Source organism: Allocatelliglobosispora scoriae (genome assembly GCF_014204945.1).
Classification (GTDB): domain Bacteria; phylum Actinomycetota; class Actinomycetes; order Mycobacteriales; family Micromonosporaceae; genus Allocatelliglobosispora; species Allocatelliglobosispora scoriae.
In genome coordinates this window covers 757,864-772,265 of sequence record NZ_JACHMN010000002.1, presented here as the reverse complement: position 1 = coordinate 772,265, position 14,402 = coordinate 757,864, and the positions used below count along the sequence as shown (strand labels likewise).

The window sequence follows — 14,402 nt, the reverse complement described above, 5'->3', positions numbered from 1 at the left end:
AGCAGTAGGTCGACGTGAGGAGGCGCGGTGCGGATCGTGTCGCTGCTGCCCGCCGCTACGGACATCGTCGCCGCGCTCGGCGCCCTGCCGCAGCTGGTCGGCCGCACCCACGAGTGCGACTGGCCGCCCGGGCAGGTCGAGAGCATCCCGGTGGTGACCGCGACCACCCTGCCCGACGGCCTGAGCAGCCGCGAGATCTCCGCCGCCGTCACCGGCGCACCGCACCGCGGCTCGTCGATCTACCACCTCGACCACGCCGCGCTGGACGCGCTGCGGCCGGACCTGATCCTGACCCAGGACCTGTGCGACGTGTGCGCGGTGTCCTACCGGTCGGTCAACGACGCGGTCCGGGTCATGGAGCTCGACTCCACGGTGATGTCGCTGCAGCCGGCGACGATCGACGCCGTGCTGCAGACCATCCGCACCGTCGGCGACGCGATCGGTGCCGGGCGGCAAGCGGACCGGGTGATCGCCGACGCCCGTACCCGGCTGGCGGCCCTGCCCGGACCTCGGCCGGACGGACCGGCGGTGCTGTTCATCGAGTGGCTCGACCCGCTGATGCCCGGCGGGCACTGGGTGCCCGAGCAGATCGCCGCCGCCGGCGGCACGTCCCTGCTCACCACCGCCGGACAGCACAGCAGCCCGCACCTGTGGGAGGCCGCGGCGGCCCTGCGTCCCGAGGTGGTGGTTCTCGGACCGTGCGGCTTCCCGCCGGAGCGCACCCGCGCTGAACTGCCTCTCCTGGCGGGCCTGCCCGGCTGGGCTGACCTGCCCGCCGTGCGGTCGGGTCAGGTGTGGATCGTGGACGGCCCGGCCTACTTCAACCGGCCCGGGCCGCGCATAGTCGATGGGGCGGAGATCCTGGCGGCGATCCTGAACGGGCGGCCGCTGCCCGGCACCGCGTGGCGGGTGGATGTATCGGGCATGTCCGGGTGACCGCGGCAAAGCCGGTCGCGGCCCACCGGCCTGCGGGACGGCCGAGCGGCGGCTGATCCCGGACCGTATGCGGCCCTGACCCGCCGCAGCCGGCGTTCACCCGCAGCCGTGCGGGTCCCCGGCCGGCCTGGGGGGAAGCGCGGCCGGCTGCGTCGGGACGAGGATGTCGACGGAGGCCACGGCGAGCAGCCGCATGGTCTCCGCCTCCCGCAGGACGACCTCGACGGTCTCCCGCTCCGGCTGGACCTGCGACCGCCACAGGCGCGCGGCGATGTGGATCGACTGGTGATGATCGAGGTTGCCGAAGTAGCACAGGCGCGTGTCGAGGACTCTGCGCCGCTGGTAGTCGGAGGGCCGGCGGCCGATCTCGGACCAGGCGGCGAGGACCGCGCCGTCGAGGTAGGCGAAGAAGGACGCGAAGTAGACCAGGCCGGCGCCGTTGATGTCGCGGGTGATGTCGACGGGGCGGACCTGGTGGATGTCGGGAAGGACCAGGTCGTATCCGGCGAGGCTGTTGGCGTGGAACGAGCAGTCCTTGCGGGCGGCGGTGCAGGCGGCCTGCGGGGAGTGCCGGCGTGGCAGCAGCGGCAGCTGGGTGTACCGGAAATCGGGCGGGCTCGACAGGACGAGGCCTTCGTTGCTGTCGGCGCCGGCGCGGCTGACCCATCGGTTCATGGTCTCGACGTACAGGCATCCCGGGTCCGGCGCTTCGTAGAATTCGCGCAGGGTCAGCGCCGCCGGTTCGCCGGCGGGGTTGACGGCGATGCGGTGCAGCGTGAGAACGGCTTCGCTGCCGAAACCGAAAGACGTCGACGCCACGTCCAGCACGTCGCCGAAGGCGAGCACCTGGACGTTGGCCAGGCGGCTGCCGCGGACCCGGTAGTAGAAGAAGGACAGGTAGGTGGGGCGGCCGTCTGGTCCCTGGGCGCGCAGGACGTCGACGGCGCAGAGGTCGGCGACGGTCTCCCACGTCCAGTCGCCCACTCTGGCGTAGAACATGTTGTTGTCCCCGCACATGCTCGGCGTCACCCGCACGGTCCGCGAAACGGTCGGCAGGGCGTCCGCGGTCACGGAGTCCGGCCCGGCACGACGGTGGCGAGGTAGTCGGCGAGCCTGTCCAGCGTCGGGTACCTGTCGACGATGTGGCGTCGCTCGGACAGCCCGTAGGCCATGTTGAGGCTGTGGACGAAGGCAATCTCCAGGACCGAGTCGAGGCCCAGGTCCTCGAAGCTCTCGTCGCCCGCGATCTCCTGCGGTGCGATTCCCAGCACCTGCGCCAGTTCCGTTCTGAGGTGTTCACGCAATGCTCTCGTCTCCTTGCTCAGCGGATTCGTTCCACCGGACGCTCTCGGCGACCAGCACGACCTCGGAGCCCGCGGCGAGCGCGTAGTCGCCGCCGCTGCCGCAGAGGGTGAGCAGCCGGTCTGCGGCGAGGCAGCCGGGGCGGGCGGCCAGGCGGGAGATGAGCCACCGCCCGCGGTCGCGCGGGCCGGTCCGGGCGGCGGCCAGCAGCGCGTCGAGACCGGGGTGCGGCAGGCACATCCGCGGTGCGTGGCCGCTGTCCCACAGTTCGGCGTCGTGATGGCGCGCCACCGCTTGGGCGGCTGTCGCGTTCGCGGGCCGCGGCAGGTCGGGTGGTGCCGAGGCGTACCGCAGTACGCACGACAGCGCGGCGCGCCCGTCCTCGCCCCGGGCCACGACACGGACGTTCCAGCAGTCGCCGGACCCGCGGTCGCGCTCCTCCCACCGCCCGGTGGCGTGGAAGGTCAGGCGGAGATCGCGGCCGGGTCCGAGTCCGAGCGCTCCGGGGTCGCAGGAGATCTCCGTGATGTCGAGCAGGTGCTGGCGTGGACGGCCCTCCGGCGGCAGCCAGTCGCCGGCTCCGAGCGCGTACTCCAGCATGACCGGCAGGGAGACCTCGGACTGCCCGGCGGTCGGTTCCTGATCATGTGAGAAGCGGTGTTCGAAGGCGAGGCGTCGATGGGAGGAGAACTCGCGGACCTGGCCGGCCATCGCCAGCAGGTCGCGCAGACGGCGGGTATCGCGGTGGTCGGGGGGCCAGGGAAGGGCGGCGAGCCAGCCCGGCGGGGCCACGACGCCGAACCTGCCGTAGTAGACCGACTCCGTCGCCCGCGGGGGCTGCGCCCCGCCGGCGGGGTGCGCGCGCGCTGCCAGTGCGGCGAGCTCGGCCGTCCAGCGTCGGATGCCCTCGGCGGGATCGATGGTCGAGCCGTACTGGGCGGCGCCGATGTAGTTGACGATGTTGCCGGTGCGTTCCCAGGTGTTCCAGCAGACGGTGTGCACCGGGAGCCGGTACCGGCGGGCGGCCCAGGCCCCGAGCTGGCCGAGCGCCTCGTTGGCCGCGGCGTACGCCGCCTGGCCGACCATGCCGCCCACCTTCGCCGACATCGAGCTGACGTTGCACAGCATCCGCAGCGACGGCCGGCCGTCCGGACCGTCGCGGAAGGCCGCCAGCAGATGCGCCAGGCCCGTCACCTTCACGGCCACCGTGCGCCGGACCTCGTCGGGGGTGTAGGCGGACAAGCGGGCCCCGCGGTAGACGCCGGCGTTGTGCACCAGCACGGTCGGCGAGGTGGTGAGGGCTTGGGCGAGGTCGGCGACCTGCCGCGGGTCGGTGATGTCGCAGGCGTGGTACCGCAGGTCGAGGCCGGCGGCGGCGGCTTCGGCCAGGTTCGCCCGCAGCGCGCGGACCTCCTCGGCTCGCGCCGCCTCGGTCAGCGCGTCCTTGACGGCGCCGGCGGCGGCGCCGTCGCGGAGGTGTTGCGCGCGCCAGGCGAGGAACTGCTCGGCGGTCATCGACAGCCACGGCGGTGCGTCCGGCCCGGCGGGCAGGCGCTGGCGTCCGGTGACGACGACCTTCGCTCCGGTACGGGCGAGGGCTGTGGCCAGTCTCCAGCCGATGCCGCGCCCGCCGCCGGAGATGAGGACGCAGTCGCCGGGCCCGATTCCCGGGCCGTCCACGGGCGGCGGGAGCGGGTGGCGGCGCAGCGGGAAGCGGTAGCGCCGCCGGTGCCGGTACCCGACCTCCTGATCGTCCCACTGCCCGGCTTCGGCGAGCAGCGTCTGGGTGACGAACGCGTCGTCGTGCGTGTCGAGGTCGATGACCTTCGAAGCGGCCGCGGGCAGCTCCATCGGCACGGTCTTCGCCAGCCCGCTCCAGGCTCCGGCCAGCGGCTGGCGCGTGCCGGACCGTCCTTCGCCGCTGCGGCCGAGCATGCCGTCCCTGCAGGTGACGACGAGGTAGCAGCGGCGGTGGAAGTCCGTCTCCGCGGCCCAGGCGGGGTAGACGAGCTGCAGTGCCGAGGTGGTCAGCTCCAGGGCCCTTTCCCATGACGGGTCGCCGAGGGTGTAGTCGGCGAGGCCGGTCAGGTTCAGATCGATGATCGCGTCCCATGCCGCGGCGGTGGCGGCGACGCCGTCGAGCTGTCGGACGGTCGCGGCCGTCGTCACCGCCACCCCCGCTTCGGTGAGCCGTCGCCCGACCTTCGCCAGCAGCGGCGGGTGCGCCCCGATGAGCAGGACCGCCCTGCCTGGCAGGTACTCGCCGGCCGTCGGCGGCAGCGCGGCCGGCTCGGCGAAGACGGCGAACCGGTCCACCGGCCGCGTGTAGTCGGCGGTCGCGTAGCAGACCAGGTGCGCGCGCACGGCCGGCTCGTCCTCGGGCCCGCCGGTCGGCTGCTGCGCGGACGGGGCGTCGTCGGCGGGGTCGGGTTCGGCTTCGCGGAACTGCCCGGTGCTCTGGTGGACGTATCCGATGATCTCGGCGGTCAGGCCGCTGATGCGGGCCGCCAGCCGGCCGTCGTCGCCGACGACCGCCGACCACGGGACGCGGATCCGGTTGCGGTCGCGCCGGGCGGGCTCCGAGAGGAGCGTCAGCTCGGTACGCGCGTCGGCGAGCCGTCCGTCGGTGGCGCCGCCGTAGAAGTCGACGCGCGCGATCCGCAGCGGGACGGCCACGGTGCTCCAACCGTCCTCGTCGCCGGCGATGGAGATCTGGGCGGCGGCATCGCACGCGATCGCCGGGGTCCGGCCGTCGTGGAACCACCGGGCGGTGCGGTCGGCGTCCAGGCGCATGGCCGCGGTGTTGCCGTGGGGGCCGACGTCCACCTGCGCGGCGGCCCCGAACACCCCGTCGAGGCGGGCGAACGGGCTGTCGATCTGGTACGGGTTGCGTACCTGGCGGCCGCCGCGCGGGCGGTGGCCGGCCGGCAGCCGCGACGGGTGGCGGGGCCGGTCGCGCAGCAGGACGCGCAGCCGGGCGTGGAGGCGGTCCCGGCCGAGCACCGTCCCGTTGGGCGTGATCAGATCGGTGGTGACCGTCACGAGCACTTCGGACTCGCCGTGCGGGGACGGGTCGTGGCGCAGCAGCTCGGCCGTGATCTTCTTCCGCTGGGGCCCGCCGCCGTCGTAGAGCCGCAGGAACCGTGCCAGGACCAGGTCCTCGACCGCGACCGGAACCCGCGCGGCCACCAGGCGGCAGGCCGCCTGCGCGCCGATCTCCAGGTACATCAGGCCCGGCAGCGTCGGGTGCCCGTTGATGGTGTGGTCGTGGAGGTAGCCGTCGCGGTCGCCGCTGAACTCGCGGTAGGCCACCAGCCGTGTCTCGGTGACCTCCGCCGGTTCGTCCAGGAAGAAGCCGTCCGGCTGCCTCGCCCACAGGTCCGCGATCCGCGGGCGGTACCGCGACATCGCCTGGGTCTCGCCGCCGCCGACCAGCACCGGCGACACCGCGGCGGGGTCCTGCGCGAGTTCGGCGAACAGGTGCCGCAGCCCTTCGGCGGTAAGCATGGGCGTCAGATCGCCGTTGCCCGCCAGCGTCGCCGCCACGGTCGGGTCCGCCCCGATGCCGGCCTCGCTCCACAGGCCCCAGCCGATGCTGGTTTCGCGTCCGCCGCCGTGATGGTGCGCGTGGGCGCCGGCGGTGAGCAGGAAGTCGTTCGCCGAACTGTACGCCGTCTCGCCCGGCAGGCCGTACACCGCGGAGATCGAACTGGTGTTGATCCAGCGCCGCACCTGCGGACCGAAGGCGTTCTTGAGGTGGCGGTAGGCGGCGACCTTGATGTCCCTGGTGGTGCGGAAGCCCTCGATGCCGGCGCCGGACAGCTCGGCGGGGCGGAAGACGCCGGCGACGTTGAGCAGCAGGTCGACCGAGCCGCCCGCAGCCCGCAGGATCCGTTCGGCGGCGGCCTGGACCGCCGCGCCGTCGGTCACGTCGCAGACGTGGTAGTGCACCCGGTCGTGGCCGCACAGCTCCCGCAGCGCCAGCATGTCCGCGTGGACCCGCCGCGCCTGCGCCAGCCGGTTCATGTCGGCGTTGAGCTCGGCGACCGTCCGCCCGGGCCCGGCCTGGCGCAGGTGGGCGGTGCGCCGCAGCCGGAACGCCTCCGGCGGCTCGGTGAGCGCCGCGGGATCGTAGGCCGACAGGTCGTTGGATCCGATGACGTGGATCTGCGGGCGGTGCCGCTCGGCGATGCCCCGCAGCATCGCCATGCCGATGCCCCGGCTGGCACCGGCACCGACCACCACCGACGACTCCGACAGTCCGTCCTGCGGCCCCGGATGCGCGGGGCTGAGCAGCAGCGACGGGATCCGCCGCTGGTCGCCGGCGTACATCACGGCGGGCAGGACCCGGTCGCGGCCGGACTCGTGCCGCAGCTGCGCGAGCGCCGTGGGCAGGTCGGCCGCGCTGGTCAGCAGGGCGATACAGCCGATGCCGGGACGGGTGTCCGACGCCGTGACCGACGGCTCGACCTCCAGCGCCTTGACGAATCCGGTGAACAGGCCCGCGTAGGGGTGTGGCACGCCGTGGCGGTCGGCTCCCCGCAGGGCCAGCACGTGGAAGGTGCCGCCGTCGGCCAGTGCCGCCGCGGCGCCCTGGGCGGCCGGCAGCATCGCGTCGTGGACGGCGAGGACGCCGGCGGGACCCTCGGCGAGCCAGCTGCCGGCATCGCCGAGGTCGACCACCGCGCGTACGTGCCGGTAGCCGAGGCCGGTCAGTACGTTGCGCAGGTCGGTCTGCTCGGCGGTGACGGGTCGCCCGTTGAGCGTCCAGCCGCCGGTGCCCGCGATGAGCAGCCCGGTGTCTTCCCGCAGGGGCAGGGCCGCGGCGTCGATGCCGGCCCCCAGCACGACCAGGGTGCCCGGTGCGGCGAACTCCGTACCCTCGCCGCCGTCGGCACCCGGGGCGGGGACGTAGCGGTAGAGGTGCCGCCGCATGGCGTCGGGGTCCTTCGCCGCCGGCGGTGCGGGGCCGGGCTCCGGCGGGGCGGGTGCTGTGCGGGTCATCCGCAGCAGCGAGTACGGCTGGGTGGCGCTGGCGCGGCGGCGGATCTCCAGGCTGCTCTGCTGCCCGGAGAGCAGCGCCATGATCTCGTGCGCGCCCTCGGCGGCGAGCAGGTGCCGGTCGGACCGCGGCTCTGGCTTCTCGGGCGTGGACGTCATGCGGGCACCTGCGCCGTGGCTGCGGGATCCAGGCCGCTGGCTTCCAGGTAGGCCAGGATGGGCAGCCCGGCGTGCCGGGCGGTGGACCTGCGCGTGACGGCGAACAGGAAGGCGCCTTCGCCGATCCGGGCGGCGTGCGCCCCGCTGAGCAGGGGCCGCACCGACGCCGTCCAGCCCGGCAGGGTGTTAGAGCTGACGCCGAGCACCAGGGCCAGCTCCAGCCGACCGGTATGCAGGAAGACGGCCGCGGCGTCGAACGCCTTCAGCAGCGCCGCCTCCCCGCCCTCGATGGCGAGGTTGGGCCCCCGCAGGTCGAAGTAGTTGGTGATCCGCGCCGCGATGAGATTCGGCATCGCCCCGGGGTAGGTGTAGGGGTTGGTGACCGGCGAGGTGTCGTCGAGGTGCCGTCGCAGGCCGGTCAGGAAATCGCGCAGGTGCGGTTGCGCCGCGGCCAGCGGCTGCAGTGCCTCGGCGATGTCGTCGAAGTGGATCCGCAGGGAAGCCGCCTGCATCATCCGCGTCGGGCCGAACACGGCGGCGAACACGCCCACCGCACCTGGCCGCAGGCGGCAGAGCCGCTTGACCACGTCGGGCAGCCGGTGCATGCAGTCGACGGCCATGAGCTGGCTTCGATCGATGTTGCGGGCCATCGACGGCGGCACCAGCAGCTGGTGCCGCGACGGCAACGGGTAGTGGACGCCGAAGCCAAGGCCGCTCTGCGGTCCCGGCTCGATCGACGACCGCGCGACGACGACGATCGGATCGTCCGGGGCCGTCCGGGGCGGCGGGTCGTCCCGGCCGTAGCGGTGGCCCGGTTCGTAGGAGCACACCACGAGGGCGGCGTTGGTCCCGCCGAACCCGAACGCGGTCACCACCCCTGCGCGCGGCCTCGAACCGGGCGCGGTCGGCCAGTCCTGCTCCCGCAGCAGGATCCTGAGCCGGCCGGCTGCCGCCCGGACCTGCGGTGGCACCTCGACGAACCGGTGCTGGCGGGGGATCCGGGCATGGCGCAGGCACAGCAGAAGGTGGATCAGCGAGACCGTCCCGGCCGCCCATCCGGTGTGGCCGACGACGTTCTTGTTGGCGGCCACGATCACCCGGTCGCCGTCGTCGCGTCCGAACACCTCGGCGATGGAGACGAGTTCGACGCCGTCGCCGGCGCGGGTACCGGTGGCGTGCGCGATCACCACGTCGATCGCCGTGGGGCCGACGCCCGCATCGCGCAGCGCAGCCTCGAACGCGGCGGTCTGCCCGGATGAGGAGGGAGCGTTGATGCCCTTGCCCTTGCCGTCGGAGGACAACCCGACCCCGCTGACCACACCGAGGATCCGGTCGCCGTCGGCCACCGCGCGGGCCAGGGGTTTGAGGACGACCAGCGAGGCCCCGTCGGCGAACAGGGTTCCGTCGGCGTCGGCATCCAGAGCGCGGACCGTGCCGTTGTGCGTCAACCCGTCGAGCTGGGCGAACAGCACCGCGCTGGTGACCTGCTCGGTGTGGGCGCCGCCGCAGACCGCCATCTCGGCACGGCCTGACCGGATCTCCCAGATGCCGCGGTCCACGGCGTACAGCGCTGACGAGCACGCCGTGTCGACCACGTGAACGGGTGTCCCGGGCGGGAGGAGCCCCGAGCAGGCGCTGTCGGCGATGCTCTGGGGCAGGCAGCCTTCCAGCGGCCCGCGGGCCAGGGGGAACCGGTCCAACAGGGCCTCGAGGGCCGCCGCGCGCTGCTCCGCGTCCAGGGCGGTGGCGTCCAGGCCGTCGCGAACCGCTGCGACGAGCTGGTGTTCGATCAGGCGCTGGCTGCCGTCGGCGGTCAGCCCGACGCAGAACGCGAACCGGTCGCCGGGCAGCCGGGCCACACCGTCGAGTGCCTGATACAGGCAGTGGCGCAGCCACAGCGCGTTGAAGTCCAGGTCGCGCATCCGGTCGGCGCCTTCGGCCGCCAGCCGCGGGTGGGGTTGGAAGTCCGCGATCATGCCGATGCGCGGCTGGTATCCCTTGTCCGCCACGTTGACCCGCCCCGGGGCGAAGGCGTTGGTCCGCCAGCGGCCGGCGGGCGCCTCGACGAACAGGTCGGGCCCGTCGCGCAGGACCTCCCAGAACTGCTCCGGCGAGTTCGCGCCCGGCACCGCCAGGCCCATACCCACGATGGCGATGGGATCATCCGCCATGGCCGGCACCCGCATCGTCTGCCGAGAGCTTCACCAGCACGAAGTCCGTGATCGTGCTCAGGTTCGGGTAGTCGGCGGTGCGGAATCCCGCCGGCGGGGCACCGAGGTCGAACACGGCCCGCACCTTGGCCAGCAGCTGGACCTGGCGCATCGAGTCCACCCCGAGCTCCCCCTCCAGCGACGAGGACTCCTCCAGCACCTCGACGGGGTACTCCAGCTCGTCGGCGTACAGCTCCTGCAGCTGCCGCAGCAGCTCTGCCCGGACCGGCACACCGGTACCGTCCTGCGCCGGCGCGGTTTCCTGCTGTGCGGGCGCGGCCTCCTGTTGCGCGGTTGCCTGCTGTGCGGGCGCGGCCTCCTGTTGCGCGGTTGCCTGCTGTGCGGGCGCGGCCTCCCGCTGCGCGGGCGCCACCGGTACGGGCACCGCGGGGGTCGGCGGGGCCGACCTGGTCGGCCGGGCTCGCGCCTCGTCGAATACGCCGGAGGTGACGGCCAGCGGGTAGTCCCGGCGGATCAACCCGGTCAGAATCCGGCCGGCCCCGACCTCGGTGAAGATCCGGGCACCGCCGTCCCACAGGCCCGCGACGGCGTCGCGGAAGCCCACGGGGTGCACCAGGTGCCTGCCCAGCAGGTCCGCGAAGTCGTCGTGGTCGCGGTAGAACCGGCCGAGGATGGGGGAGTAGACCGGCAGGGCCGGCCGCCCGGCCGGATAGGACGCCGCTCTGGCGGCGAGCTCGCGCGCGGCACCCGCCAGAGCGGGATGGTGGAACCCGTACGGCGAGGCGACGGGGGTCGCGGCGATGCCGAGGAGATCGGCTATCCCGCGGATCCGGTGCAGTGACTCCGCCGGCCCGGACACCACGCACTGCGTTGTGGAGTTGTCCACCGCCAGCGCCAGGACTCCGTCCTCGAACAGGTCGACGATCTTCCGTGCCGACCGCGCCGGACAGGCCAGGGCCAGCAACCCGCCCTGCGGTGCGTGCTCGCGCAACGCCCCGACCCGGTCGCAGACGATCGACGCCCCGTCTTCGATGCTCCACACGCCCGCACTGACCAGGGCCGCGATCTCACCCAGGCTGTGGCCCAGCAGCACCGAGAAGTCCGTCCCCGAACCGCGCGCCCGCCGGAAGGCGATCACCGAGGTACTCATGATCGCCAGCTGCAGATACTCCGGCTCCTCCCGCAGGAGGGTCTCCAGACTGGGCGGATCCTGCGCGAAGACCACCGCGGTCGCCGTGCTTCCCAGGCGCCGCTCGGCGACCGCGTCCACCACGCTGTAGACCTCTGCCACCTCGGGTACGCCCTCGGTCCACTGCTGCTTGAGCAGCCCCGGGACGTAGGCGCCCTGACCGGGGAAGAGTCCGACGACATGATCTGGAAAGTTCATCAAAGCTCCGATCTGCCGACACGGCCGTCCGCTGCCCGCCGTGTGCGAGGAGCATGGTGAATGCGGCTGTGTCCTGGTTGTTGGCTGATGCGCAACAAGGGGAGCCGCGGTGCGGGCGGCGTGGCGATCGACGGGGAGACCGGCGACCGGGGGGCGGACGGGGAAGGGCCGCGGCGGGGTCGTCGAGCCGGTAGATCACTTCATGGTTCGGTGGTGCTCTCGTCACCTCGCTTCCGCCGCAAAGGCGTCGACATCCGCTGGCGCGGCACGGCTGACAGGGCTGAACTGCTGCGAGTGTGGAACGCTCACGGCCGCAGCAACAAGCTCCCGTTCCATGTGCTGGAACATCCCGACGCGGCAACCTACGAGGGAGTGACTGCGAAGGACCCGGCCGCGTGCTGCCGCGCCCGACCCGGACGGGATCACGCTGCCGTCGCCGTACCGGCGAACGAGGTTTCCGGCCGGCGGAACACCGGCTTGCCGTCTGAACTGCGGAATTTCAGACTTACGGGGCCTCGTCCGCCCGAGCCGGTTCTCGTCAGGCGGGTCGCCGAGGCCGACCGCCGCTTGCCGCGCCCTGTCGTGGGCAATCGGTTCGCCTTCCTCGCATAAGGAGAAGCAATGAGACTGAGTGTTCCTCGGTTGACCACCGCAGCAGGTGTCGCAGCGCTCGTTGCCGCGTTCCTGATCCCGGCGCAGCCCGCCGCGGCTGATCCGCCGGGCGTGCTGGCCGCGTACGCCGCATCGCTGGCCATGCCCGAAGCGTCGCCGCCGGGTGCCAACGACTGGAGCTGTGTGCCGTCGGCGGCGCATCCTCGCCCCGTCGTCCTGATCCACGGCACGGCCGAGAACGCCTACGCCAACTGGCAGGCGCTGTCGCCGAAGCTCAAGCTGGCCGGATACTGCGTGTTCGCGGTCAACTTCGGCGCCACCACCGGAAACGCGGTGAAGGGCATGGGGGACATACCCACCTCGGCCGCCGCGCTCGGCGCCTTCGTCGACCAGGTCCGCACCAGCACCGGCGCGGCGAAGGTGGACCTCGTCGGACACTCGCAGGGCGGCGGCATCATGCCCCGCTGGTACCTCAAGTTCAACGGCGGCGCTGCGAAGGTCAACCGGCTCGTCGGCATCTCGCCGTCCAACCACGGCACCAACGTTCTCGGCCTCACCTACGTGCTGTCAGCCCTGCAACTCATGAACCCGCTCGGGACCTTCACCGGACCGGCCCTGGCGCAGCAGGCGGCGGGCTCCGACACCAACGCCATCCTGGACTCCGGCGGCGACACCGTGGCCGGCGTCGCCTACACCACGATCGTCAGCCAGTACGACGAAGTGGTCACCCCCTACCAGAACCAGTACCTCAGCGGGCCCTCGGTGACCAACATCCTCCTGCAGAACCTGTGCGCCCTGGATCTCGTCGACCACCTCGGTTCGGCCTACGACCCCATCGCCATCCGCCTCGTCCTCAACGCCCTCGACCCCTCGACCGCAGTGGCGCCGGTCTGCCAACTCGTCCTCCCCGTGCTCTCCTGACGGCGAGAACGCACGACAATGTCACCTGGCGGACGTGCGGGCGGAGGCGGTACGAGCCGACCGCGGCGAACCCGGCTAGTCCCACGCCGATCGGAGCTGGTCATCAGTGACCTGGAACAACGCGCCTATGTCCCGCTTTGTGCCTCCCAGCTCGAGGTAGCGACTGCAGAAGCCGGCTCGCAGGATGCGGTCGAACTGCCCTACCGAGCTGATGATGAGTTTCAGCATCGAGAAACTGGTCATGCCATCCCCATCCGGCGGACGGGTCGCCATCTCGGCGATCCGGTTCTCCAGCACTATGAATGCCCGGGCCAACTCGGTCATGAACTCGAAGATCGGGTTGCCTGCACTGAGCTCGCCCATCGCCTGGCGAAAACCGATGTAGTCCGGAAAGGGGCTGGTGGAATGGCGGCCAAGCTCGTCCCAGATCGCCTCACCTAACCGATCAGGGGCGTGATCCCGGTGGTCCAGTAGGTCCCGAAACAGCTGCAAGGGTCCAGCGGCTGCCGCTTCCATCGCGGCGGCGTTGTCGTCGCCCGCTAATTCCTGCAGGGTGAATCGCAGCACGTCCATACGCTCCTCCATGGACGGATACGCGGATCCGGACATGCTGGGGATCCACTCCCGGACCTGTAGCTCATGAAACACCGCTATGAACAGGAACGCGCCGATCAACGGCAGTGACGTCGGCTGGCGGGATCGCTGCGCGTCGACGAGCATCAACGCAAGCCCGGTGCCATCGGCTTCCAACTCTTCTTCCTGCAGATTGAATTGCTCGTCCTCATCGGTGATCCCAAGCTCCACGAGCAACCCGCGAGTTCGGCCGCACCCGTGGTGGCCCAGCAGTACATGGGCCACCTCATGCGCGACGAGGAACCGCTCGGCATGCGCTGCTAGGGCTCCTGCCAGATGGGCCGTGTCGTCTCTGATCGCGAAGCCCTGGATCCCGGGCGAGCCGATCTGCACCAGCCACTCGAACGCGTCCCGAAGGTGTCGGGCTGCCGCGTCATGGGTGAGGTCGCAGTCGGTGACCGCGTCGCCAAGCCTGCTCCGGGCAGCAAGAATCCGCGCGACATCGTAGAGCAGTGTGATCAGTGCGTCGTTGACCACGATCAAACTGGAGCCGTCGTCGCAGAGCCATGAAAGGGCATTGAGGTCCGCGACGTCCAGGACTCGCACGATCATGTTCTCTAGATCGACATGATCGGCTGTGCCCTGCTCTGCGCCAAGTCCGGTCAAGCGGCGGGCATCCGCCTGCAGCATGGTCTCGATACCTCCTCGCCGCGACTCACCTGCTACGGGCAGGCGCACGGCGTCGACCGACCCACCGACGGCAACCGCCAGCCGACGCCTCAGTTCCGCAGCGTCGGCGTCTGTCAGTGGCGGATGCTCGCGCCATCCGTGTCCCGCCCGCAGCCGGGCATACAGCTGTTCAGCGCTGCTCATCAGCCTGGACCCTCCGTAGCCGCGCAATGATCGACGCGTTGCCGCTGGCTGATGCGCCAGCGACAAGCCTGACCTCTCCGCTTGCGGCGAAACTCAGGCCGATCTCGAGCTCGTCGACGACGAAGTCCCCCACCGTATGCGGCATGGCGGACAACACCTTGCCCATCTCTTCCAGGAAGACCGCCAGATTGCTGCCAAGTACCTCCTCGCTGAGCGTGACGATCTCAGTCGCACGCTTGGCGAGTTGACCGGGCAATGTCGCCCGGGGTCCGTCCGCCGTGACCTCGACATGAATAGCGGGACGCTCGACTGGCTCAGACATGTTTACCTCCAAGCTGAACCTAAGCAATCCGGTGCTTCGATAAAAGGGGTAAGGAAGGCGATGCGGAAATGAGCGAAGCCGGTCATCAGGCCACCGTCCCGGCGGAATCCGATAGAGCTGTGACCCGGGGTGCTCGTGCCGGCGA

General features: G+C 71.7%; 9 protein-coding genes. 2 read left to right on the top strand and 7 right to left on the bottom strand.

What is annotated here, in order from left to right:
* The first annotated feature begins 27 nt into the window (after positions 1-27).
* A complete protein-coding gene (locus tag F4553_RS09240; protein WP_184834501.1) occupies positions 28-936 on the top strand; it encodes a cobalamin-binding protein in 909 nt (302 codons plus the stop codon).
* A 96-nt stretch (positions 937-1,032) separates the two neighbouring features.
* Here the strand turns inward: F4553_RS09240 and F4553_RS09235 are convergent, their stop codons facing one another.
* Genes F4553_RS09235 through F4553_RS09215 form a run of 5 tightly spaced genes read right to left on the bottom strand, consistent with a single transcriptional unit; the run spans position 1,033 to position 10,956 of the window.
* Positions 1,033-2,007 carry an LnmK family bifunctional acyltransferase/decarboxylase gene (locus F4553_RS09235; protein WP_184834499.1) on the bottom strand — a complete coding sequence of 325 codons (975 nt, stop codon included), beginning with the start codon at positions 2,005-2,007 and terminating at the stop codon, positions 1,033-1,035.
* A complete protein-coding gene (locus F4553_RS09230; protein ID WP_184834497.1) occupies positions 2,004-2,240 on the bottom strand; it encodes an acyl carrier protein in 237 nt (78 codons plus the stop codon). The genes F4553_RS09235 and F4553_RS09230 overlap by 4 nt, the downstream gene beginning before the upstream one ends.
* On the bottom strand, positions 2,233-7,398 hold the full coding sequence (locus F4553_RS09225; RefSeq protein WP_184834494.1) for an SDR family NAD(P)-dependent oxidoreductase: 5,166 nt from the start codon (positions 7,396-7,398) through the stop codon (positions 2,233-2,235). The genes F4553_RS09230 and F4553_RS09225 overlap by 8 nt, the downstream gene beginning before the upstream one ends.
* Complete coding sequence (locus F4553_RS09220; RefSeq protein ID WP_184834492.1) at positions 7,395-9,569, bottom strand: beta-ketoacyl synthase N-terminal-like domain-containing protein; 2,175 nt, start codon at positions 9,567-9,569, stop codon at positions 7,395-7,397. The genes F4553_RS09225 and F4553_RS09220 overlap by 4 nt, the downstream gene beginning before the upstream one ends.
* Positions 9,559-10,956, bottom strand: coding sequence for an acyltransferase domain-containing protein (locus tag F4553_RS09215; RefSeq protein ID WP_184834490.1), 1,398 nt, complete (start codon positions 10,954-10,956; stop codon positions 9,559-9,561). The genes F4553_RS09220 and F4553_RS09215 overlap by 11 nt, the downstream gene beginning before the upstream one ends.
* Before the next feature lie 621 nt (positions 10,957-11,577).
* Here F4553_RS09215 and F4553_RS09210 point away from each other — a divergent pair.
* A complete protein-coding gene (locus F4553_RS09210; protein ID WP_184834488.1) occupies positions 11,578-12,489 on the top strand; it encodes an esterase/lipase family protein in 912 nt (303 codons plus the stop codon).
* A gap of 75 nt (positions 12,490-12,564) precedes the next feature.
* Here F4553_RS09210 and F4553_RS09205 read toward each other — a convergent pair whose 3' ends face one another.
* Entirely contained in the window at positions 12,565-13,935 is a 1,371-nt protein-coding gene (locus F4553_RS09205; protein ID WP_184834486.1) for a phage exclusion protein Lit family protein, read from the bottom strand.
* Positions 13,922-14,257, bottom strand: a complete 336-nt coding sequence (locus tag F4553_RS09200; RefSeq protein ID WP_184834483.1) for a Pepco domain-containing protein — start codon at positions 14,255-14,257, stop codon at positions 13,922-13,924. The genes F4553_RS09205 and F4553_RS09200 overlap by 14 nt, the downstream gene beginning before the upstream one ends.
* Between the last annotated feature and the right edge of the window lie 145 nt (positions 14,258-14,402).

Excerpts from the sequence above, each read along its gene's own strand:
- F4553_RS09225 (WP_184834494.1), bottom strand. The coding sequence starts at position 7,398 with ATGACGTCCACGCCCGAGAAGCCAGAGCCGCGGTCCGACCGGCACCTG.
- F4553_RS09220 (WP_184834492.1), bottom strand. The coding sequence starts at position 9,569 with ATGGCGGATGATCCCATCGCCATCGTGGGTATGGGCCTGGCGGTGCCG.
- F4553_RS09215 (WP_184834490.1), bottom strand. The coding sequence starts at position 10,956 with ATGAACTTTCCAGATCATGTCGTCGGACTCTTCCCCGGTCAGGGCGCC.
- F4553_RS09210 (WP_184834488.1), top strand. The coding sequence starts at position 11,578 with ATGAGACTGAGTGTTCCTCGGTTGACCACCGCAGCAGGTGTCGCAGCG.
- F4553_RS09205 (WP_184834486.1), bottom strand. The coding sequence starts at position 13,935 with ATGAGCAGCGCTGAACAGCTGTATGCCCGGCTGCGGGCGGGACACGGA.
- F4553_RS09200 (WP_184834483.1), bottom strand. The coding sequence starts at position 14,257 with ATGTCTGAGCCAGTCGAGCGTCCCGCTATTCATGTCGAGGTCACGGCG.